Origin of the sequence: Paenibacillus nuruki (assembly GCF_963311185.1) — a bacterium.
Classification (GTDB): domain Bacteria; phylum Bacillota; class Bacilli; order Paenibacillales; family Paenibacillaceae; genus Saccharibacillus; species Saccharibacillus nuruki.
This window is the reverse complement of the sequence record NZ_OY725677.1, coordinates 4,560,044-4,580,858: the sequence shown is the minus strand read 5'-3', so window position 1 is coordinate 4,580,858 and position 20,815 is coordinate 4,560,044. Positions and strand designations below refer to the sequence as shown.

16 protein-coding genes are annotated in these 20,815 nt (G+C 41.9%); 3 read left to right on the top strand and 13 right to left on the bottom strand.

The features are described from left to right. Positions 1 to 120: 120 nt before the first annotated feature. The 3 genes from RCP16_RS20310 to RCP16_RS20300 form a co-directional block, all read right to left on the bottom strand. Positions 121 to 1,002, bottom strand: a complete 882-nt coding sequence (locus RCP16_RS20310) for a carbohydrate ABC transporter permease (RefSeq protein ID WP_137223233.1) — start codon at positions 1,000 to 1,002, stop codon at positions 121 to 123. Further along, positions 1,002 to 1,889: a carbohydrate ABC transporter permease gene (locus tag RCP16_RS20305; RefSeq protein ID WP_308641185.1), complete on the bottom strand. Its 888-nt coding sequence runs from the start codon at positions 1,887 to 1,889 to the stop codon at positions 1,002 to 1,004. Before RCP16_RS20305 ends, RCP16_RS20310 begins: the two co-directional genes overlap by 1 nt. 62 nt (positions 1,890 to 1,951) lie before the next feature. After that, complete coding sequence (locus tag RCP16_RS20300) at positions 1,952 to 3,235, bottom strand: ABC transporter substrate-binding protein (RefSeq protein ID WP_241669355.1); 1,284 nt, start codon at positions 3,233 to 3,235, stop codon at positions 1,952 to 1,954. Positions 3,236 to 3,447: 212 nt separating this feature from the next. On the opposite strand from RCP16_RS20300, the gene RCP16_RS20295 reads away from it, so the two are divergent. Both RCP16_RS20295 and RCP16_RS20290 read left to right on the top strand, forming a co-directional pair. Then, positions 3,448 to 3,939, top strand: coding sequence for a hypothetical protein (locus tag RCP16_RS20295; RefSeq protein ID WP_308641184.1), 492 nt, complete (start codon positions 3,448 to 3,450; stop codon positions 3,937 to 3,939). Between the two features lie 139 nt (positions 3,940 to 4,078). Then, complete coding sequence (locus RCP16_RS20290) at positions 4,079 to 4,303, top strand: hypothetical protein (protein ID WP_069328011.1); 225 nt, start codon at positions 4,079 to 4,081, stop codon at positions 4,301 to 4,303. A gap of 108 nt (positions 4,304 to 4,411) precedes the next feature. Here RCP16_RS20290 and RCP16_RS20285 read toward each other — a convergent pair whose 3' ends face one another. Both RCP16_RS20285 and RCP16_RS20280 read right to left on the bottom strand, forming a co-directional pair. Continuing rightward, positions 4,412 to 4,981, bottom strand: a complete 570-nt coding sequence (locus RCP16_RS20285; protein ID WP_069328010.1) for an acyl-CoA thioesterase — start codon at positions 4,979 to 4,981, stop codon at positions 4,412 to 4,414. A 123-nt stretch (positions 4,982 to 5,104) separates the two neighbouring features. Further along, complete coding sequence (locus RCP16_RS20280; protein WP_308641183.1) at positions 5,105 to 7,501, bottom strand: TPM domain-containing protein; 2,397 nt, start codon at positions 7,499 to 7,501, stop codon at positions 5,105 to 5,107. A gap of 147 nt (positions 7,502 to 7,648) precedes the next feature. Between RCP16_RS20280 and RCP16_RS20275 the strand changes: the two genes are divergently transcribed. Then, positions 7,649 to 8,311 (top strand): MOSC domain-containing protein, encoded by a 663-nt coding sequence (locus tag RCP16_RS20275; RefSeq protein WP_371748132.1) that lies wholly within the window; start codon positions 7,649 to 7,651, stop codon positions 8,309 to 8,311. Positions 8,312 to 8,388: 77 nt separating this feature from the next. Here the strand turns inward: RCP16_RS20275 and lacZ are convergent, their stop codons facing one another. From lacZ to RCP16_RS20235, 8 genes are all read right to left on the bottom strand, one after another. After that, positions 8,389 to 11,712 carry a beta-galactosidase, LacZ type gene (gene lacZ, locus RCP16_RS20270; protein WP_308641182.1) on the bottom strand — a complete coding sequence of 1,108 codons (3,324 nt, stop codon included), beginning with the start codon at positions 11,710 to 11,712 and terminating at the stop codon, positions 8,389 to 8,391. 24 nt (positions 11,713 to 11,736) lie between these two features. Beyond that, positions 11,737 to 13,500 (bottom strand): prenyltransferase/squalene oxidase repeat-containing protein, encoded by a 1,764-nt coding sequence (locus RCP16_RS20265; RefSeq protein ID WP_069328007.1) that lies wholly within the window; start codon positions 13,498 to 13,500, stop codon positions 11,737 to 11,739. 76 nt (positions 13,501 to 13,576) lie between these two features. Then, complete coding sequence (locus RCP16_RS20260) at positions 13,577 to 14,530, bottom strand: sugar phosphate isomerase/epimerase family protein (protein WP_308641181.1); 954 nt, start codon at positions 14,528 to 14,530, stop codon at positions 13,577 to 13,579. 39 nt (positions 14,531 to 14,569) lie between these two features. Then, entirely contained in the window at positions 14,570 to 15,490 is a 921-nt protein-coding gene (locus tag RCP16_RS20255) for a carbohydrate ABC transporter permease (RefSeq protein ID WP_137223856.1), read from the bottom strand. After that, entirely contained in the window at positions 15,490 to 16,386 is an 897-nt protein-coding gene (locus RCP16_RS20250; protein WP_371748239.1) for an ABC transporter permease, read from the bottom strand. The genes RCP16_RS20255 and RCP16_RS20250 overlap by 1 nt, the downstream gene beginning before the upstream one ends. Positions 16,387 to 16,701: 315 nt before the next feature. Further along, positions 16,702 to 18,315 carry an extracellular solute-binding protein gene (locus tag RCP16_RS20245; RefSeq protein WP_308641180.1) on the bottom strand — a complete coding sequence of 538 codons (1,614 nt, stop codon included), beginning with the start codon at positions 18,313 to 18,315 and terminating at the stop codon, positions 16,702 to 16,704. Between the two features lie 379 nt (positions 18,316 to 18,694). Then, positions 18,695 to 19,774: a Gfo/Idh/MocA family protein gene (locus RCP16_RS20240; protein WP_308641179.1), complete on the bottom strand. Its 1,080-nt coding sequence runs from the start codon at positions 19,772 to 19,774 to the stop codon at positions 18,695 to 18,697. A 37-nt stretch (positions 19,775 to 19,811) separates the two neighbouring features. Further along, the gene (locus RCP16_RS20235; protein WP_069328002.1) at positions 19,812 to 20,807 is read right to left on the bottom strand and encodes an AraC family transcriptional regulator; all 996 of its coding nucleotides are present in this window, start codon (positions 20,805 to 20,807) and stop codon (positions 19,812 to 19,814) included. Between the last annotated feature and the right edge of the window lie 8 nt (positions 20,808 to 20,815).

Genomic DNA, 20,815 nt, shown 5'->3' with positions numbered 1-20,815 from the left:
AGGATATCTTGCTTGTCGTCGCTGGTAAAGATATCGTTCCCTTCGCTCAGAGTAAACTCGCATTTTTCTATTTGGCGGAGCAGTAAAATATAAAACGATTTATAATGCGTATTACTTTTGTTATCCTTTGACGGCTCCTGCCAAGCCTTCCATGTAGTAGCGTTGGGTGAACAGGAAGACGACGATGATAGGGATTACGGAAATGATGGTTCCGGCGGCGATCCAGCCGAAGTTGTAGGAAAATTGTCCGTTGAGATATGTTAGTGCTGATGCTAATGGATATTTTTCGGGATCATCTAGCACAACGATTGGCCACAGGAAATTGTTCCAGAATGCCATTACTTCAAGTAGCATAATGACTGCAATCCCCGGCTTTACGAGTGGGAGTACTAATTGCCACCAGATGCGTAATTCGGATGCGCCGTCCATTTTACCGGAATCTCGAATTTCAGTAGGAATCGTCAAGAAGGTCTGACGCATCAGGAAGATATTAAATACCGATACAGCAGCAGGTAGCACCACACCCAGATACGTATTGCCTAAATTTAGCCATTGAATCGTTAAATAATGCACGATCATCGCTGTTGATGAAGGGATAATCATCGTTGCGATCAGCAAGGTAAAGACCATATCTCTACCTTTAAACCGGAATACAGCTAACGGATAAGCCGTCATACAGGACAAAATAATATTAAATACAACACCCATCACTGTAATGATGACCGTATTCATAATGTATTTGGGAAAGTTCATAAAGTTCCACACTTGCGCATAGTTGCCGAAATTAATAAATGTCGGAAAAACGGCAGGTGGATTAGAAAACACATTGCGTCCGGGCATAAGCGATACACTGAGTAACCAGAGAAAAGGCCCTGTCATAAATAAAGCTAAGGCAATCAACAACACGTAAGTAATCGTATACCGAATCCCTTTTTTCCATTTACGTGCTTGCGGACTGGGTGTTTTGTAATCGGTTTTGGTTGGTATCGTTGGATTATTCATCAGTACGTTTGCACATCGCCTTTCTTGTTCAGACGGAACACCAGTATACTCAAAATGCCTACAATCACACTAACGATTAGACCTAGTGCTGACGCATAACCAAAGTTAAATTGCACCAACCCTTTTTGATAAATATACAGACTGGATGTAAGTGTCGCCGTACCCGGTCCACCTTTACCATTGGTTAGAACAAACACTTCATCAAACACACGAATCGCGCCCATTAATGAGATCAACGTACAGAATAAGATATGAGGGCGCAGTAAAGGAATCGTGATCCGGTAAATGGTCTGCCAGCGACTTGCTCCATCAATCATGGATGCTTCGTAGAGATCAGTTGGAATCGATTGAAGCCCGGCTAGATACAACATCATATAATAGCCCAGCCCTTTCCACATCGTAATAAACATAATCACATACAATGCGGTGCTACTGCTGGACAACCAGCCGACTTGTTCTTGAATAACACCTAGCTGGATTAACGCATAATTGATCACACCGTTACTACTGAACAACCAGCTCCACATCAACGCTACCGCCACCATAGAGGTGACGACAGGGATGTAATAAGCGGCGCGAAATGCTTTGATTAATGGAATACGGCTATTGACCAGAATCGCCATTAAGATCGAAATAATCTGAATAATCGGTACAATCAACACATAGACCATCGAGTTCCATAGGGAAGCCAAGAAACTTTTATCTTGAAAAGCTGTTACATAATTGTCTACACCTACATAGTGCGTTTCTCCAATGACCGAATAATCGGTCAAGGACAACGGAAGTCCGTACACAATTGGCCATAACACGAATACAGCCACAATCAGCAGTCCGGGCGCCATAAATGCCCATGCAGCAAATGTTTCTGTTCTCATCCATTTCTTCATGTTCGTCCACCGCCTTCAAAGGGTCGTCTTGGGTTCGATTGTTGATCTGCTTGGAGTGCCCCTTAGTTTTGCGACAGAATTTGGTTCACTTCTTGTTCGGCTTCTGTCAATCCTTGTTGAGGGTCTTTGCCATTCATAAAGATTTCTTGCAATTGACGTGCAATCGCCGAGTTCACATCACCTGCATTTGGTACACCTACCATATAATCTACTGCTTTATCTAAGCTTTCTGCGGATACTACTTTGGCTTCGGATTCCAATGTGCCATCATTTTCAGTGAAAAAGGAATCTTTGATCGATTCTTTAGTACTTGGCAATGTATTAGCTGCTTTGGCAAATGCTGTCTGGTTCGTCGCATTGGTCAAAAATTTCGCAAATTCAGCCGCTTGTTCAGCATTAGCCGATTTGAGTGGTACCACGACATTCATCGTGTTCGACAAACGCACATCGGCTTTACCTGTAGGCAGTGGAACCGCAATTGTATTTTTATATACATCTGGTGCAGATGTTTTGATAAAATTAATAAAAGTAGGTCCTGCAATTTCAAAAGCAGTCTGTTCGCTAGAATAATATTGAATCTGTTTATCAAAGTTAGCGTCTTCTTTCACCAGTACGCCTTCTTGAATCAATCCCTGCATTTTCTGGATTAATGCAATCGTAGCTGGTGTATTAAAAGCTGCTGCTGTCTTGTCGTCATTCAAAATAGAGATTCCTTCAACCGGGAACATTCTAGCTGCAAATGTAGTTGCATACCCTGTTGCTCCTGTTTTGGCTTTGATCTCACGAGACCATTCATTCAGCTCATCACGCGTTTTCGGTGGATTGGTAGGATCAAGCCCTGCTTGCTTCACCAGACGAGTGTTCATAAATAACACTTCTGTTCCTGTATACCATGGCAAAGCATATGCTTTGTTATCAAATACAGTGGAATTGAAAATGCCATCAAAATAAGATTTTTTCTCATCATCGCTCATCCATTGACCCAGATCAGCAAGTGCACCTTTAGAAGCCATTTGATTCGCAAATTCAGTATTCAAATTGACCACATCCGGTACGTTACCACTCGCAATTCCGGTTAATAACTTATTAGAGATAGCATCATATGGATAATCGCTCCATTCTACAGTTACGCCAGGATGACTTTTTTGGTATTCTGATATTAGTCCATTAAAATAATCATTGAACGTGGGTTGAAGAGCAATCGTCCAGAATTTCAAAGTGACTTTCCCATCTTTCGCCTCATTATCTTTGGCATCTGAACCACATGCACTCAGTAGCGATACACATAATGTAGCTAGTAGACATAATGACATCCAACTTCTAAATTTCTTTTTCACAATCTTCATCCCTCTCGTGTGGCAGTTATACTTTCTACGACCATCATGTAATATGTAAGATATCACGGTGGAGATGCCAGAATCTGGAACCGTTCTACCTATGAGACGAATTATAGCAAAACTAAATGTAACAAAAAAGGGATAGACAGGAATTAAAAGGTAATCCTTGTGCAAATTGTTGTTTTTTATTACCAAATATGTGTAAAAGAAGGTGAATTCCTATGCAACCAGAATGGATGATATTAGCCGGCATTATTGTTGTTGCCGTGGTTGCTATTGCTGTTGTGCTCTGGATTGTTTTTCCTTTAAAAAAGGTCACTATACATCAGGCAGATCCTATACTACCGCCCGAGCCAACAACACAGCCTGAACCCACTGAACAAGATCCATCGCATCCTAATATTGTAGATTTATCTGCTTTTCGTGAACGCAAGCATTTGAGCCAGGAAGAGCAACGTACCTCTGCTTCTGCTGATATCCAAGCTAAAGATACATCTTCATCTGTATCTACTCCTCCCAAATTAGCAACTGTACGAAACTTACATCAACCCAAACAAGTACAATCCTTTTCCAACACTCGACTTCAGAAATGCTCTTATTGCAAAAAAGATGTCAAACATCTGACTTTTTATGCGAATGATAACGGAGGTCTTGTAGGTGTATGCAAAGATTGTGAACATATCGCCAAAAGACAAGACTTGTTACCTTTGTAAAACTAAAATGAAATTCGCAAGAAATAGTCTTGCGACTCTTTTATGAATACGCTATTATTTAGAAATAGTTGTCATGTTCGGATAGATATGGGTATGATCATACGTTGATTCTAATACCGTTACTAATGTGGAGGTCATGATGAGCAAGTATCAATTTATATGGAGCGAAGGTGTATTAGGCTACGGTGGGACAACATCTCTCGGCATGATCGCCATGCATTATATAGATCATCGTTTTGTACTGACTTTTCACAGTATTCTTGAAGAAATTACGGATACGGTTCCTTTATTTCTGCTATGTGGATATGTATTTGGAGAAATGATGTGGCGTTGGAAAGCTCGTAAAACGGAGCAAAAAGAGTAGTATTCTAGCAAGCCTTAAGCAGAATTTAGAAGTATTATTATTGTTATCAATAATCATAAAGAAAAAAGCGAGCATCCTCTATTTGATCTAGAGTGTACTCGCTTTTTGTTATTCCCACGGATATTCAGTGGTGAGGTAATCAGCAAATTCTTTACTTTCTTCTCTCCGTTGACGGCGCATGGCTGCTCGTGAAGGAGCGGTTTCGTGCAATTTCTTCTCTTCTTCCGTTTCAGGAATGACTGTCGGCACTTGCACTTTATGATTATCTTCACCGATCGCTACAAAGGTAAGAAAGGCAGTCGCTGCAATTCGTTTCTCACCTGTTTTGAGGTCTTCGCGTATCACTTTCACAAAAATCTCCATCGAACTACGTCCTGTCCATGTCACAAACGATTCTAATGTCACTGAATCGGTTGGGTTGATCGGATACAGAAAATCGACTGAATCGGTAGAAGCGGTAACGGTATCGACACGACATAATTTGGAAGCGGTAATTGAAGCAATATCATCTATATACGACATCAATTTTCCACCGAATAATGTATTGTGATTGTTGACATCAGTTGGAAATACACGGGATGTTTTGAAGCAACGTGTTTCTCTAACATATTTACTTTCGACTTGTAGCGGTTTGGATGATGCTGATTGTCCCGCTTGATCTGAAGACTGCTGATCCATTGTTCTACCTCCTTATATTTATACGTTTGCCTACATGTTCAATATCTACATGTATCATAGTCTTCCTTATGACATGTTTGCAAATATAGCTTTCAGAAAATATACAATGAATCAATAGAATTTTCACCATTTGGAAGAACCCGATGAACGGCTACTCCCTCCACTCCAACTGGAACTACTCGAAGAGCGACTGCCTCCACCTGATGATGAACCTCCTGAACCGCCACCCGATGAACGCTGACGACGCTTGCGTTCTTGTTCCTGATCATAGAGCGCTTTATATTCCAGTGCTATAAATTGCAGTATTCCTGCACCTTCTTGCGCTTTTTGCTGTGCTTGTACAAAGTATCCCTGATTCACCAATTGTTGCAATTCTTCGACCAGTCGATGCAAAACAGGCACATGAGTCGTGATCGCTGTCGTAAAGTAACGAGCAGACAAATTGCGATGTTCTTGCAATAATCCTTCGATCGCTTCGATCGCTTCCTGACGTTGTTGGGTCAACTCTTCTACACGCTGAACAAAAGCAACTGTCTCTCTTTCCGCTGTATCCATAACTTCTTTGACGTTAACCATATTGAGTAGTGTACCGCTTAGAATCTGCTCTGCTTGTTCAAGTGCTTGATAGCTATGTGCTTGCACTTGCTGTGTATCGTCAGGATTAACGCTAATCGCTGCCTGCTGTTCATTGGCACGGCGATAATCTTCGCGTAGCTTGTCTAAGCGCTGCTTCTCGCTCTGCTTCTGGTTATCTAATTGGTCTTTGTAACTCATGATCTCTGTTCGCAATTGTTGCATACGAGACAACGCATTTCTGACTTGCTCACTCCATGTATATGCTTGACGATACTGTTGTACTTCATCATGCAGAGCATCTACGATTTGCGGAGTAAATAGATTAACCTCACCTTGCATCTTCTGAATTTCCTGATAACGTGCGCCTTGTTCTCTGAGATGTACTCCTGCATATTCTGCTTGTAGACGGCTCACTTCTTGATTATACATTTCAGGCATATTTCGGAAATCAGCCATTTGTTGTTGCGCCATCGTTAATGTTTTCTTCGATTCATCCCGGAAGTTAATGAGATCACTGACAACCTGACGAGCCGCCGCAATATCTTGTTCGATCATTTCCATACTTTGACGAATCAAGTCTACATTCCCACCTGCCAACAATTGAACTAATCGAATCTCTTCTGTGCGTGCATGTTCTAATATACGGAAAGGATCGTCTATTGTTAACTTGAGATGTTCTCGCTCAACGACTGGACGCAACTCCTGTTCTGTATTATTGATCTCTGCTGTATACCGTTGACTGCGTTGTACCCATTCCCCATACAGACGGATATCTTCTACAAGCACATCAAGCAATTGATTGGCACGTTCGGCTGGTTCTTTGGCTTTCATAAAATCAAATTCATCCAATTGATCGGCTTCTTGCAAAATATGCTCAATCGTAGTGATTCGATCTTTCATCGCTGTCAGTGGATAGTTGTATTGCTTTTCAAGTGTAGCCACTGTATTTTTCACTTGCTCCAGATTAGCTTTGGACGCTTCTACCATTCCACGTACCGTGCGTGATAACTCATCCATTTCTTGATGATGTTTTTGCACATTTGCCATATCGGTTGCCCACTGCGTCTGTTCTTGTTCAATGATGGTCAGATCGCTAGCAGATTTTTTGACAGCACCGATCGACAGGCGAATAGCATCTATTTTCTGCTGAGAATCGGCAATACGAGCATGTTCTTTCATTAATTGAGACTGTAACTGTTCAATCATTTCTTTGGTCTGTCCAGTCACAAAGCCCATTTCTAATTCTTTAAACAAATCAGACACAATCAAGCTGTTAAGTGATGTAGCGATCTGATCGTGATGTAGCTGCACTTGTTGACGGCGAACTTTGAGCTTGCTGACTTTGTTCAATCGAATCATCAACCAGATCACAAACCAGATGAGCGCAATCCCACCGATCAATAAGGCAATCGCTGAACCCCAGTTCAGACCGACCTGCGCTAACTTTTGCGAAATGACGGTCGTTAGTGGAACATGATTGATATATCGATTAACAGCTAGTACACCGCCTACAATATCGCCATCTTGTGCAGATGGAACAAATTTGTTATCGGTTACTCCTTGTACCGTGCGCTCGTTGCTATTGGCGATTTTGTTAGCGAGTACTGCATTTTGAAAGACCAGATGGACATAATTCGGATTGGTTGTAATCACAAGCACAATATCATTTTTGCCCAAATTCGATCCATCATAAATCTGGTTCGCATACGCGAGTCCCTGCGCTTCATCCATCCCTGTTGCTGTATTCACATACATCTGGTATTCCTGTCCGCTCAGTTCAGTGTTGAGCTTGTCGATCTCACTACTGCTGAACAGACCTGCATCATCCAGCACAAATCCTTTTTGCTGTGCACCATAAGCAATACCTGTCATACTCTGAGTGATCAGCCAGCAGATGAGCAACAGAGGGAGCCATTTTTGAAATGTTTTTAGATTGATTTTCATCTGCGATTTCCTTTCTTCCCTATACGGAGGGATACCTTAACGAAAAGGATGTTTTGTTGAAAGAGATGTTTTAATTGATTCGCTTATATTATGATAGAACCCATAACACGATCTGTAATCAAACCCATATCTGGAGGAACTCATCTTATGGTAAATTCTACTACGTCTATGTTACCAAAATTATGTTCGTTAAACACAGCATTACCTGTAAATGTGGAATGGAATAACAAATCGGTCTATACCGGATTTATCAAACGCCCTTCTACCGAATCATTACCCATTAGTTCACAAGGCATCGAGGGAGATGGTCAAGGCGATCTCAAAAATCATGGTGGACCAGACAAAGCCGCTTGTGTCTACTCACAAGATCATTATAATTGGTGGACAGACGAAATGAAGCGCCCTTTCGAAGCAGGTGCTTTTGGCGAAAACTTTACCGTCACTGGATTGACTGAAGATATCGTATGTATCGGAGATGTGTACCGGATCGGAACTGCTATCGTACAGGTTAGTCAGCCCCGTCAGCCTTGCTTCAAATTAGCGGCTCATCTGGAACGTAAAGAAATGGTTATGCGTGTGCGTGAGACTGGATATTCTGGATTTTATTTTCGCGTATTGGAAAATGGAGTCGTTCAAGCAGGCGATACATTTGAAATGCTTCGCCGTGAAGGAAGTGGAAGTACGATCGCGGAATGTAATCGGATTCTGTATGATGAACGTGGTGATACCCCGGCTCTGCGCCAATTATTAGCAGAACCGGCTCTGGCAGAATCACTTCGCAAGCATTTGAGCAAGCGGTTAGTGGACTAACTCCCTTTTCACTTGATGATCCAAAAGATAAAGAACCGCAAACGAGTCATCACTCGCTTACGGTTCTTCGCTTTGTTTTATTTCACAATTCCTTGCATTACATAACTATACGTATACGAACGATTTGCATAGAGACGATATTGTGGATGTGGTTCAGAACCCCAGCTATCATCACCGCCAACACCTGTTTGCTTATCATTGATACGCACAACCGTATGTCCGCTAACAGGTAACTGGTAATGATGTGGTGCAGCTTCCATTTCTGCCGGTGTGTATGGAAGAACATTCAATTCGATCAAAGGTAGACCTGTAATCTGTAAGCCCACTCCATCGCTATTGGTAATCGTAGCAGAGCGTACATCTACTTTATTTCCACATTCCTGTGGTTTGAGGTACGGAGCCATTTGCTCGGCTACTGTTCCTGTATAGATACCGACTTTACCACTAGACTTTCGATCCCAATACGTCTCATGCGGACCTAATCCGTACCAAGACAATTGGTCAAAGGAAGCATCCATCATCAATAGCATACCGATCTCTGGAATCTCAGGTAAGTCTTTGCCCGGATTCAATCGTTGTGTCACTTCGACCCGTCCATCTGCAAAAATATGATACTCTACAAAACATTGCGAATATCCTGCTGTCGGCAGTAGATACTCCACTTTGATAATAATGATATCTTGTGCTCGTGCAAGATCAACTTCAAAATGAACCAATTCTCGCTCATCTGAAGCACTACGCCATACTTCACTACGCTGATCCAAATGATTCCCGCGATCATTATCTGTTACAGCACGCCAGAAATGAGGAGCAGGTGCTTGAGCTAACAATTGTACTTTATTGATCTGATAAGACAACATTTCGCCATTGGTCGAATCAAAAATAATCGAGAACCCTTCACCATTGATCATAATCATGCCTGCATGTTGTACAGCGACAAGGCTCGATTCGCTAATCGGCTCAGGTTCATGCAATTCGGCATCATGATGAGAACCAAACGACAATACGACAGGCAATGTAAATTGAGAAAAGGCAACTTCATGACCGGCTTGCGCCCACAATTGATCTGTGCGAAGCACGATAGAAAGTGTCAAAATATACTCGACTCCAGGTGCACGTGGAATCTGCTTCAACTCTGGTAATGTGACTGTAACGGTCTGCCCGGGTGCACAGATCACATTGCTCAGTACACCATGATCAGCAGGTTGACCATTTGCTGTTAATACCCATTTAAAATCAAATTCTTCTAACGAAGTAAACAAATACTGATTCGTTAGCTCGACTTCAATCACCGATTCACCCGCAGATAAATGCTTGGTCGTAATCACTGCATTCGATTCAAGCCCTTCATCGACAGGGTGATCACTACCTAATCGCCAGTTGAATTTCACCTGTTCATAACATTTTTTCACTTCATCCAGCTTCGCAGATACGGTACGATCGGCAAAGATCAGACCATCGCCACAGAAATTGCCATCATGCGGACTTTCACCAAAGTCACCACCGTACGCTAAATACGTGGTTCCATCTTCGGTCTGTGTCTGAATCGCTTGATCAATCCAATCCCAGATAAATCCACCTTGCAACACTTCATAGCGGTCGAACAATTGCCAGTATTCGGCTAAACCACCACAAGAGTTCCCCATCGCATGACTGTATTCACACAGAATAAAGGGCTTCGTTGGATGATTTTGAGCATATTTCTCGATCTCGCGAATATGGGTATACATCTGACTTTCGATATCAGATGCCGCTTCAGACGGACGATAATGGAATACGCCTTCATAATGTACGACCCGTGATGGATCCGCTTTACGGAGAAAATCCGCCATATGCAAGAAATTATCGCCACCGAACGATTCATTACCCAGCGACCAGATCACAATCGAAGGATGGTTTTTGTCCCGTTGGAACATCGAATTGGTACGGTCTAGCACATTATATGTCCAATCTGGATTGCTGCCCGGAACGGTATTAAGCAATTCTTTTTGACCATAAGTCCATGCACCATGACTTTCCAGATTCACTTCATCAATCACATACAATCCATACTGATTACATAGTTCGTACCAGAGTGGATGATTAGGATAATGAGACGTTCGTACTGCATTGATATTGTAAGATTTCATCAGTTGAATATCTGCGATCATATCTTCGCGTGTAATTGCGCGTCCAGTCACTGCATTGAATTCATGACGATTGACCCCTTTGAATACCACTGTTTTCCCATTGATCTTCATCAGATTGCCTTCAATCGCAAAGGTACGGAAGCCCACCTGACAGCCGGTATGCTGAATAATATGACCTTGTGCATCTTTCAGCGTAAGTACCAGATGATACAGATGAGGTGCTTCTGCACTCCATTTCAAAGGATTGATCACCTCGGTAGACAACTGAATCTGTGTCCGATGAATATCCCCACCTTCTAATCCTTCAGTTGCATTAAAAGGAAATGAAACCGGGCTACTTAAAGGAAGATCCCAAAGAGGATTGCGGTCTGCATCGTATAATTGGGCATGTACGCTATACGATTCTTTGGCTACATCGGTAAATCGTAGACTATCTGTCGGATCAGGACGAGCCAGTGCTGAACCGGAATGATGTAATGTAAGATCGACCGTTAATTGTGCGTCCTGAATCTGTGCATCCAGATCAGTATGTACAAAAAAGTCTTGAATATGGGTATCCGGTAATGCGTACAGATAGACATCTCTAAAAATACCGCTCAAGCGCCAGAAATCTTGATCTTCTAACCAGCTCGCATCACTCCAGCGATAGACTTCGACAGCTAATTTATTTTCGCCGGCTTGCAAATAAGGAGTCAGATCGAATTCTGCGGGTGTAAACGAATCTTCGCTATAACCAACTAAATCGCCATTCACCCAGATATAAAAAGCAGATTCTACACCTGCAAAATGAATATAGACTGAACCTTTATCCTGCCACTCTTGAGGCACAGAAAACGTGCGTACATATGAGCCTACAGGGTTGAATTTGGTTGGCGCTTCCGGTGGTTGAATATCTTCATGTCCATCCCATGGATAGCGCACATTGGTATAGTGAGGAGCATCATAACCATGCATTTGCCAGTGCGCAGGTACAGGGATCGTTTTCCATGTACTGGTGTCATACTCTTTTGTATAAAAATCAACAATACGCTGATCTGGATTTTCAGCCCATGCGAATTGCCATGTTCCATTTAAGGATTGGTAATATGGTGAATCTGCGATCTCTCCATTTAATGTCTGCTCTACCGAATCATACGGAATCACAGAAGCATGAGCATCTAGACGGTTCAGACGGAAAATGCCAGGATTGCGGTTCCATTCAGGAAACCCATTCGGTGGAGCGGTATACGTATACTTTTGATTACGCAAATCAATCACCTCTTTATTCGACATAGTTGTAGATGCAGATCGCTAAAATCATACATCCGTACCGGATAAGAGACGAATCCCTATTCTGTGTTCAAAAGGAGTCATTACATTCACAAGTAGTGTCTGACAATCTTGCGGATAATGCGCTTCTCGCACACTTAGAGCCGTATGTTCCAGACAACCACCTGTTAATTCTATTCGGTCATTTCCTTGCTGTACAACGACTGTTCCTGCTGACCATAATTGGGAAAAAGGGTGTATCTGCTCTAAGTGTCCATCGACTGCTGTAATGATCGCTTGCTGGTCAAAAACAAATGATAGTTGTGTCATTACATCGGCAGGCTCATTAGAGATGATATGTAGATCATATCCATTTTCCAATTCGGTCATACGCACTTCCAGTTGATAAGTCTGCGTATGGGTAGCAATACGGTGTTGATGAGGAAGCAAATACCATGGACTCACTGTTGCTTGTGCAGAAGCAGGTAATTCATGCTCGGGTACACAACTATTGTAACCCTTTTCATACGTCGCTGTCATGGTGAACCCCTCAGTCGTTTCGGTTAACGTCTGCATCGGTACAAAGCCCGGCCCAAAATAAGAAGCAATCTGTACACCTAATAGTCGTACATGTCCATGTCTAATCGCTAGGAATGAAGACGTTTCTGCCATCATCGTTACGCTTGTCTTTTCTTCACGAATACGCATGACAGGCGCGCCAAAATCCAAATGAGGTCGACTGTATTGAATCTGCGAATAGCCTACTTCTGCAATCTGCTGGATATACGAGTCACGATCAAATGAACCATTAATCATTTGGCGATAATGGGTGGGCAAAGCAGTAGCGATGACTGTCTCCCCTTCATGTGGATACAACAACATGCCGACTAGCGGATTGTTAGCACTACTCGGTGGACGCACAGTGGTCGTACATAATGCTTGTTCAGCTAATTCCGTCATCGTTGCAAATTGAGCATTATGGTCGATGGGAGTCATCAGATAATAAGCAAGCAGATAATTGTCTAGTGTAAAGGTCTGCCCGAAATCTTGCCGACCTGAATAATCGGTGACAATCTCGCCAGAAGGATGAATCAAATAGATCATCATATTCAGATTAGCACGCACAGGTTGTAGGTATTCAGGCTTGGATAATATACGTGCGGTATGGATTAACATCACATCACTAACTGCATTGTAAATACCGTTACTACGCTCAGTCCATTCTCCATCTGGAGTCGCATCGATTCCTTCTGCCAACCATTGTTCTGCCCGTGTGAGTAATCGAGAATCACCGAATAATTGATACAGATAACTAAGTGCCGCCGACAAGACCCAGCGATGATTAGGTGTATGGCAACCTCCTGTTAACATCACCGGAATCGTTTGCTTGAGAAATAACAATATCCGACTAGCGACAGGAGCATTTTTACTCCAATCATCTTGTTCTAATAGTAGATACAACTGCGAATAACCGACCACGACAAACGCTGTATCTGGAGGCGAATGAAAATTAGTCCACCCCGGAGAGATGGACCCATCTTCATGTTGAAAAGAAAGCATATACTGGGCTGCATATTCTAGCCGTTCCAGCACCTCTTCATGATGATAATAAGCCGAATCAGGATTCACTAATGCGGCTCCCCATACCGACATCCAGACAGGTGTTCCTGCATGATGGTTAGGCCAAGCGATCCCATTTTCACGATCAACCACGCCTCCAAAAGATCGATGATTCCGATCGAGAATCTGTCCTGCTAGACCTTCTTCTACCCATTGATCATTGATGCTTACCAGTTGCCTGCTGACAGCCATAGCAATGTCCTCCTTGCTTTTCTACTTGATATCGATTTGTCTGTGTATGATCTATTTCGTATTGCGGTATCCTGTTTTATTTACGATGACGCTCTTGAATTTTGGAGATTAAAAGCTGATGACTGGCTTCAATCTCTTCAGGCTGACAAGCGGCTTTCAGTTCATATACTTTGACAGGCGCTGCATCGATAATATCGAGAAAGCGATCGAAAAAAGTCATGTCTTTACTATGGATATAAGGGCACCAATGATCGGATAAGCCTAACGTTTCATGAATATGCACACCGATAATATCGTCTTTCATAGCGTTGGCTTCTTCGGCATTCTGATACAAGCCCATGCGATCCATCATCATTCCGTGACCGATATCGTACCAGAGATAGACAGGCGCACCTTTCATCCGTTCACGTACTTTTTTCGCTTCAGCTAAGGTAGGCATCTGGTAACAACGTGAACGTGTTTCAATACCAAAAGCCACATTGTATCCTTTGGATAATACACGGTCACATACCTCTTCCAGACTGTGCTGAATACGCTCTAAATAATGCTCGGATAGACTTTCCCGACGCTCGATCATTTCAGACCATAGCTGTTGATAAGCAGGTGAGTCTTTGCCTTGTTCGTGATAAATGCCTTTTAACGTCTCATCTATATTGTTTGCAAAAGGAATCTCTCCGGGATGAACGACCACAGCTTTGGCTCCATAACGATGAGCATACTCAGCTGAACCCACCAGTAGATCTATCGCCTTTTGCCGTTTTACTTCATCATCAAAGCCTAGCAATACCGAATCAGTGCCATAATCAGGATCAGGTGTATGAGGAAATGTATTATGCACACTGGATATACCGATCATGCCACGTTCAATCATCGGTTCAATCGTTTTTAGCATCTCAGTAGTCACATTATAGTTGAGTTCCACTTGCTGAAATCCAAGCTCTTGAATCTCTGCGATCATCTCTGCTCCGCTAGAATGACGCTTAATATTCCAGCATGTTGAAAATGAATATTCTCCTTTGGATGTAAGCATATAGACTCCTTTCATGATCCTTCTAGATGTGCAATAGCTTTAACCTTTGACTGCCCCTAACATCACTCCACTGACAAAGTAACGTTGCAACCACGGATACACGATCAGAATCGGAAGTGTAGCAAAAATAACACTGGCGGCTTTGAGACTTTCAGGCATCATTTGTGCTGAACCAACCACTTCATTACGCATCAATTCGCTTGCCATATTATTTTGGATCAATTGATATAATTTGAGCTGTAATGGATATAATTCCGGGCTGTTAATATACATGAGCGTATCCATAAATCCATTCCAGCGTCCGACTGCATAGAAAAGGCTTAATGTTGCGATCACTGGCAAAGACAACGGTAAAATGATCCGCCATAATGTATAAAAGTGACTGCTTCCGTCTATTTCAGCCGCTTCTTCTAGACTCTCGGGAATATTGCGGAAAAAGGAAATCATAATAATTAGATAAAAGGGGCTAATCAATCCGGGTAAAATCAATGCCCACATCGTATCCAGTAAATGTAGATTACGTACCAGAATATACTCTGGAATAATACCACCACTGAAAAACATCGTAATAATAATCAATACCATAAAGAATCCGCGTCCTTTAAGATTAGACTTGGATAATGGATACCCTGCTGCAATCGTCATTGCCATACATAAAATAGTAAAAATGACTGTCAGCATAACGGTGAATCCAAGCGACCGAATCATCGACATATCGCTAAATACTTTGACGTAGGCTTCTACCGTCCATTCGACTGGAAAAAGAGAAACTTCACCCGACATGATCGGACGTGCTGAACTCAGTGAGATCGCCAGGATATGAATAAAAGGAATCAGACAGACGAGTACAACGATACTCAGTAACGTAATATTGACGATATCAAAAATCCGATCGCCTTTACTGCTAGCTGGCTTGGCTTTGACGGCTGTTGTTTTGCTAATATCCGCTAATTTATCCATTAAAGTATCCCCTCTCCTGTCGATTTCTTAGACGCATAGTTCGCACCAAGTACAAATATCAAGCCCACGACTGCCTGAAAAAGACCAACGACTGTTGCTAATGTGTATTGCCCTGATTCTAGACCGATCCGATATACAAAGGTACTCAGTACATCCGAGTAATCTTGTACCGCTACATTACCAATCACAAATGGACGTTCAAATCCGATCGTGACCATATTACCGAGATTGATGATCAACAACGTAATAATCGTTGTTTTCAGACCGGGCAATGTAATATGCCAGATACGCTTCAGTCGTCCTGCTCCATCCATATCTGCGGCTTCATATAGTTCTTTGTTGATACCTGTTAATGCAGCTAGATAGAGAATCGTTCCCCAACCTGCACTTTGCCATACACCGGTTAGCAGATATGTCACCAACCAATAATTTGGATCAGTTAGAAAAGGGATCGGCTGAAATCCAAGAGCCATCCACATATTATTAACGAATCCTGATTGCGTACCGAATACTTGATACACAATGCCTCCAATAATGACCCATGAGATAAAATGCGGAATATACAGAATAGTCTGTGATAACTTTTTGAACCAGACGGCTTTGACTTCATATAGCATGATCGCTAGTAGTAAAGGCGCTGGAAAAGAAACCAACAGATCTAGAAAATTCAGCATTAATGTGTTGCGTAATGTTTTGTAGAAATCCTGATTTTGAAAAACTTCACGAAATGCATCCCAACCGATCCATTCACTATCATTGATCCCTTGAAAAAAGTTAAAGTCTTTAAAAGCAATCTGAATACCGTACATCGGCCCGTATTTGAAAGTCAGAAAGTAAGCAATCGGTAAAATGAGCAGGAAATACAACTGCCAGTATCTGCGAAGATAAGTAGACATTCTCACGTTGGTACTCCCCTTTCATTAAAATGGTGTGGAAAAAACCTCACTCTGGTTTGAGTGGTGATGTGCTCTTGGTGGGAAAGCGCTTCGTGAACGGATTCTTTCTTGGCGTCGCTGGTAAGATCGGATATCTTGATTTGACCGCTGGGCGGTCGATATCCGAGTCTTAAAGGCGACTTTCAGAAAGAATCTGTTCACTACGCTTAGTGGTAGGAGCACATTTTTCTTTAAAGATGGCGTTGCGGTTTTGCACAGTAGGCGGGTGGGGCAAGTTTTGGCTTTTGATTAGGGAGTTGCTTGAAATCAAACTTTTTACTTCGCGCCTTGTTCTTGGAATACTTTGGTGCGTTCGTCTAGGATGGCTTGGCCGCCGCTACTCATATAGTCTTTGAGTAGTGAATCGTAGACGGTATCGAATTGAGCGGTTGGAGCCATTGTTGCTTTAACGATCAGTTGATTGTATTTGTCTTGTAGTCCGCTACCATATTTAGCTTCGGCTTTGATAGGAACGCTGAAGTTAACGGGTGGGATGGTATCTGTATTGGAAATTTCCACAGATTTACGCATCGCGGCTTGATATTCTTCCGGTGTCTGCATGATATAAGCGTCGTTGTTTTGCTCTTCTGTGCCTACGATTTTACCGTTAGCGATAATCGCCATATCTCCGTAATTGTACAAGCGATTGGTTGCTTCTTCGGTCGCATCTTCTTTGGCAACAGGCACGCCGTCTTTCAGTGTATAATTCTCGCCTTCTACACCATTTTGCATATCAAATAAATTTTTGTCTGAAGCCATCCAGTCTAGATATTTGATCGCTTCCACCGCTCTAGGGCTAGATTTGGGAATCATAATATACAGACCGTTCGAAGCATATTCAGGTTTGGCATGTTTGCCTTCATTATTAGTAAAGACATCGGTAGGTGTTAATTCTGCACCTTTTACATTGGTTTTTAGATTTTTGTAAGTTCCGTTATAGGTGAAATACAATTCACCAGCATCTTCGGTATAAAAGCCGACTTTACCGTTTTGGACATCTTGCCATAATTGTTTTTTGTCTTCATCTAAGCCAAAGTCTGTACTGATTAGCTTTTCGTTATATAGTTTGTTCATAAATTGCAGACCTTCTTTGAAGCCCGGCAATAATGTAGGATAATCACTGGAACCTAGCTTTTGCGTTAATGTATATTTTTGTTCATCTGTTAATGGTTGTTGGACAAAAGACCATAACAATGGATCATATTGAGCAGGTGCAATCGTCATACCGAATGGAATTAGACCGCTACCGACTTTGCCCGGATCTTTTTCTTTAAAAGCTTTGAGTGTCGTATACAGCTCATCGGTTGTTTGTGGCATCGGTAATTTCAGTTCATCTAACCAATCTTGACGGATATAAGAAGCATATTTCCCAAGAACAGACCGCTTGCCTGGAATCGCAAATTGTTTACCTTCTATTTGCCCGTAAGCCAGTGTGTCATCACCTAAGAATTTTTTGAGATTAGGGCCGTATTGATTGAGCAAATCTGTTAAATCCGTCAATCCACCTTGTTCTGCATAACGATTGAATGTTCCTTGATCATAAGTAAATACGATATCAGGTACATCGCCTCCACTTGCCATCAAGACGTTCAACTTCTGCAATTCATCGGAACGAGGAACCGGTACATACTGCACATCAATTTTATTCGGTTTGCCAAAACGTTCATCAACTAACTTGGTCATATAGTTATCACTAATGGTATAACCAGATGGAGAATTACCACGATCGAAGACTTCTACTTTTAAAATAGAACTTCCATCTGCACTTGTGGCACCGCTGCTACTTTCATTGGAAGAACATCCCGCAAAAATGGTAATGCCTGCTAATACAATTGCCAACATTGAGCTTGTGACACCTTTAACCATTTTTTGATTTGGACCTTTTTTCATCTTCTCAACCCCTTTGTCAGCTTATCTCCCTTAGAACGTTTATCTTTGTACGAAAAAGTTAGCATAATTGTCATATGCTCCTTTTGGGATGTTCTCAGTATGGCATTTACAGCGATATTCAGACAATCAACTATTTTCCGAGCATAAACTTTACCAATGAAAACGGTATCATTTTAATAATCAACTATATTCCGATGATGAACTATTTTCCGTATTGAGGTTTGTGTGAGTTAACGTAACGTTATTCTTCCTATCTAATTTAGAAAAAGGCATAAAAAAGAACCTTTCGCACTCGATTTTGATCGAATAATCGAAAGATTCTTTCTTGAATGATTAGCTTATATTATTGAACTTAAGTCGTGCTTATAACATCAAACGCTTAAGGTAATACAATATCAACTTCTTTGCCCAGTTCTGAAGAACGGAAAATCCCATCAATAATCGCTTGATTCAAAATAATCTGTTCTCCCGAAATAGGAGCAGGTAATCCATTCGCTACAGCATGGACGAAATCTTTTACTTTTTCATCAAATAAATTAAGTTCAGAGCGTACACATGGAATTGGAGTATGGGTTAAGCGACCACCGATATCATGATACTTGGTAATCGTACCTACACCACCATCCCATACGCCTGACCATGGGCCTTCGCCATAAGGAGTGATTTTCATACCGGCATCTGTTCCGAGGAAACGAGTCGCTCCCAGCGTATCCATATGCATCGCCCAAGCTGTTTTGAATTGAAGAGTAATACCGCCTTCTAAACGGATCAATGCAGCGCCAAAATCTTCTACATTAAAGTTGTCTGCTTCAGGATGGTACTTGGGATTGGTTCCGAAGTGGTTCGATACTGTGGCAGATACCGTTAACGGCTTCGGATGACCCAGTGTATGAAGAGCTAGATCCAGTGAATAACAACCGATATCAGCGAGTGCACCTGCACCTGCTAATTCTTTGCGGATAAATGTACCCTGCGGCATCCCCCTACGACGACCACCACCGACTTCAACATAATATATTTTGCCTAGATTGCCATCTTGAATATAATTGCGAATAAATTGCATATTCGGATCATAACGTGGTTGGAAGCCGATCGATAACATTTTTCCAGATTTTTTGGACATCTCTACCATTTCAACAGATTCTTGCAACGTCACAGACATCGGCTTTTCCAGCAATACATTTTTACCTGCGGCAAGAGCATCCATTGTTGTCTGATAATGCGATACATTAGGCGTACAAATACTGACTCCATCTAATTCTTGCTCTAGCAATACCAGATGATCCTCGTAAGCGTGTGCTTGGTTCAAATGATGAGTCGCTATAAATTGACTGGCTCGATCAGGCACAATATCTGCCACACCTACAATCTCTACATTTTCCATCTGACGATACGCATTGACATGCATACGTGCAATACCGCCACTGCCGATAATACCTATACGAATTTTAGAGGTCATTTGCTATTCAGCTCCTGATCAAGTATTTATCACGCCATTATTCGTTGATGATCTGTTGAGATTGTTCTTTGAAAGAACGAGGAGTCATACCATACCTTTTTTTGAAGACCAGATATAGATAATTTACATTTTCAAAACCATTATCTAAAGCGATATGCTCTACAGTTTTGTTCCCTATACGAAGTTCTGTACAAATATGCGTCAAACGAACTTCTTCCAGATAAGCAGTAAATGTAGCCGATGTATATTTTTGAAAAACACGCTGTAATTGACGTTTGCTAATGCCTACTGTAGTCGCCACTTCTTCTAGCGCAATCGGAAACATATAGTTATCCCGTATAAACTGACATGCCATTTGAAAATGCACTTCAGACGCTTCCCGATGCGGTAACGTTAACCATGGCTGCTTTTCCTGATTAGAGGCATGAGTCGTCAATAACATAATCTGAATAATACACTGCCGAATTGTCTCATACACTCCAGATTCATGATTCACAATCGCATCATAAGCACGATAAAAATAGGACATCGTCTGTCTGCGATCCATCATCGGACGTGCAGGCAAATCATACAATTGACGTACACATTGTTCTGCTTCAGAGACTTCTTGTTCTTTGCCCCAATCCGCAGGTTCTACAGAAGCTATACTCTTATCATTGTCCATCCGCTCTATGAACGAATCAGTTGTTAACGGAACGATCTCTAGATGTAGACATAATTCTTCCAAAGGGTCATATTGATCCATTTCCTGCGCATGTAACACATCAGGTCCTGTCAGATAAAACATTCCTTCTTGTAAAAAATAAGTCTGATCGTCCAATACCACACTGCCTTTACCAGAAGCGACAAAATGAAATTCAAATTCCGAATGCTTATGAAATCCTATTTTAGCTCCAGGTGCAAACGAATTTAGATGAAAACGTAATACCCGAAAACCATAATTGCCCCAGCGGAACTTCAAATCTAGCTTTTCTAGCAAAAATGGCTTTTCACGCATCGGTTGTAACGGGACGAATCGTTCATTTTTGATCATGATCTTCG

Excerpts from the sequence above, each read along its gene's own strand:
- RCP16_RS20310 (WP_137223233.1), bottom strand. The coding sequence starts at position 1,002 with ATGAATAATCCAACGATACCAACCAAAACCGATTACAAAACACCCAGT.
- RCP16_RS20305 (WP_308641185.1), bottom strand. The coding sequence starts at position 1,889 with ATGAAGAAATGGATGAGAACAGAAACATTTGCTGCATGGGCATTTATG.
- RCP16_RS20300 (WP_241669355.1), bottom strand. The coding sequence starts at position 3,235 with ATGAAGATTGTGAAAAAGAAATTTAGAAGTTGGATGTCATTATGTCTA.
- RCP16_RS20295 (WP_308641184.1), top strand. The coding sequence starts at position 3,448 with ATGCAACCAGAATGGATGATATTAGCCGGCATTATTGTTGTTGCCGTG.
- RCP16_RS20290 (WP_069328011.1), top strand. The coding sequence starts at position 4,079 with ATGAGCAAGTATCAATTTATATGGAGCGAAGGTGTATTAGGCTACGGT.
- RCP16_RS20285 (WP_069328010.1), bottom strand. The coding sequence starts at position 4,981 with ATGGATCAGCAGTCTTCAGATCAAGCGGGACAATCAGCATCATCCAAA.
- RCP16_RS20280 (WP_308641183.1), bottom strand. The coding sequence starts at position 7,501 with ATGAAAATCAATCTAAAAACATTTCAAAAATGGCTCCCTCTGTTGCTC.
- RCP16_RS20275 (WP_371748132.1), top strand. The coding sequence starts at position 7,649 with ATGGTAAATTCTACTACGTCTATGTTACCAAAATTATGTTCGTTAAAC.
- lacZ (WP_308641182.1), bottom strand. The coding sequence starts at position 11,712 with ATGTCGAATAAAGAGGTGATTGATTTGCGTAATCAAAAGTATACGTAT.
- RCP16_RS20265 (WP_069328007.1), bottom strand. The coding sequence starts at position 13,500 with ATGGCTGTCAGCAGGCAACTGGTAAGCATCAATGATCAATGGGTAGAA.
- RCP16_RS20260 (WP_308641181.1), bottom strand. The coding sequence starts at position 14,530 with ATGCTTACATCCAAAGGAGAATATTCATTTTCAACATGCTGGAATATT.
- RCP16_RS20255 (WP_137223856.1), bottom strand. The coding sequence starts at position 15,490 with ATGGATAAATTAGCGGATATTAGCAAAACAACAGCCGTCAAAGCCAAG.
- RCP16_RS20250 (WP_371748239.1), bottom strand. The coding sequence starts at position 16,386 with ATGTCTACTTATCTTCGCAGATACTGGCAGTTGTATTTCCTGCTCATT.
- RCP16_RS20245 (WP_308641180.1), bottom strand. The coding sequence starts at position 18,315 with ATGAAAAAAGGTCCAAATCAAAAAATGGTTAAAGGTGTCACAAGCTCA.
- RCP16_RS20240 (WP_308641179.1), bottom strand. The coding sequence starts at position 19,774 with ATGACCTCTAAAATTCGTATAGGTATTATCGGCAGTGGCGGTATTGCA.
- RCP16_RS20235 (WP_069328002.1), bottom strand. The coding sequence starts at position 20,807 with ATGATCAAAAATGAACGATTCGTCCCGTTACAACCGATGCGTGAAAAG.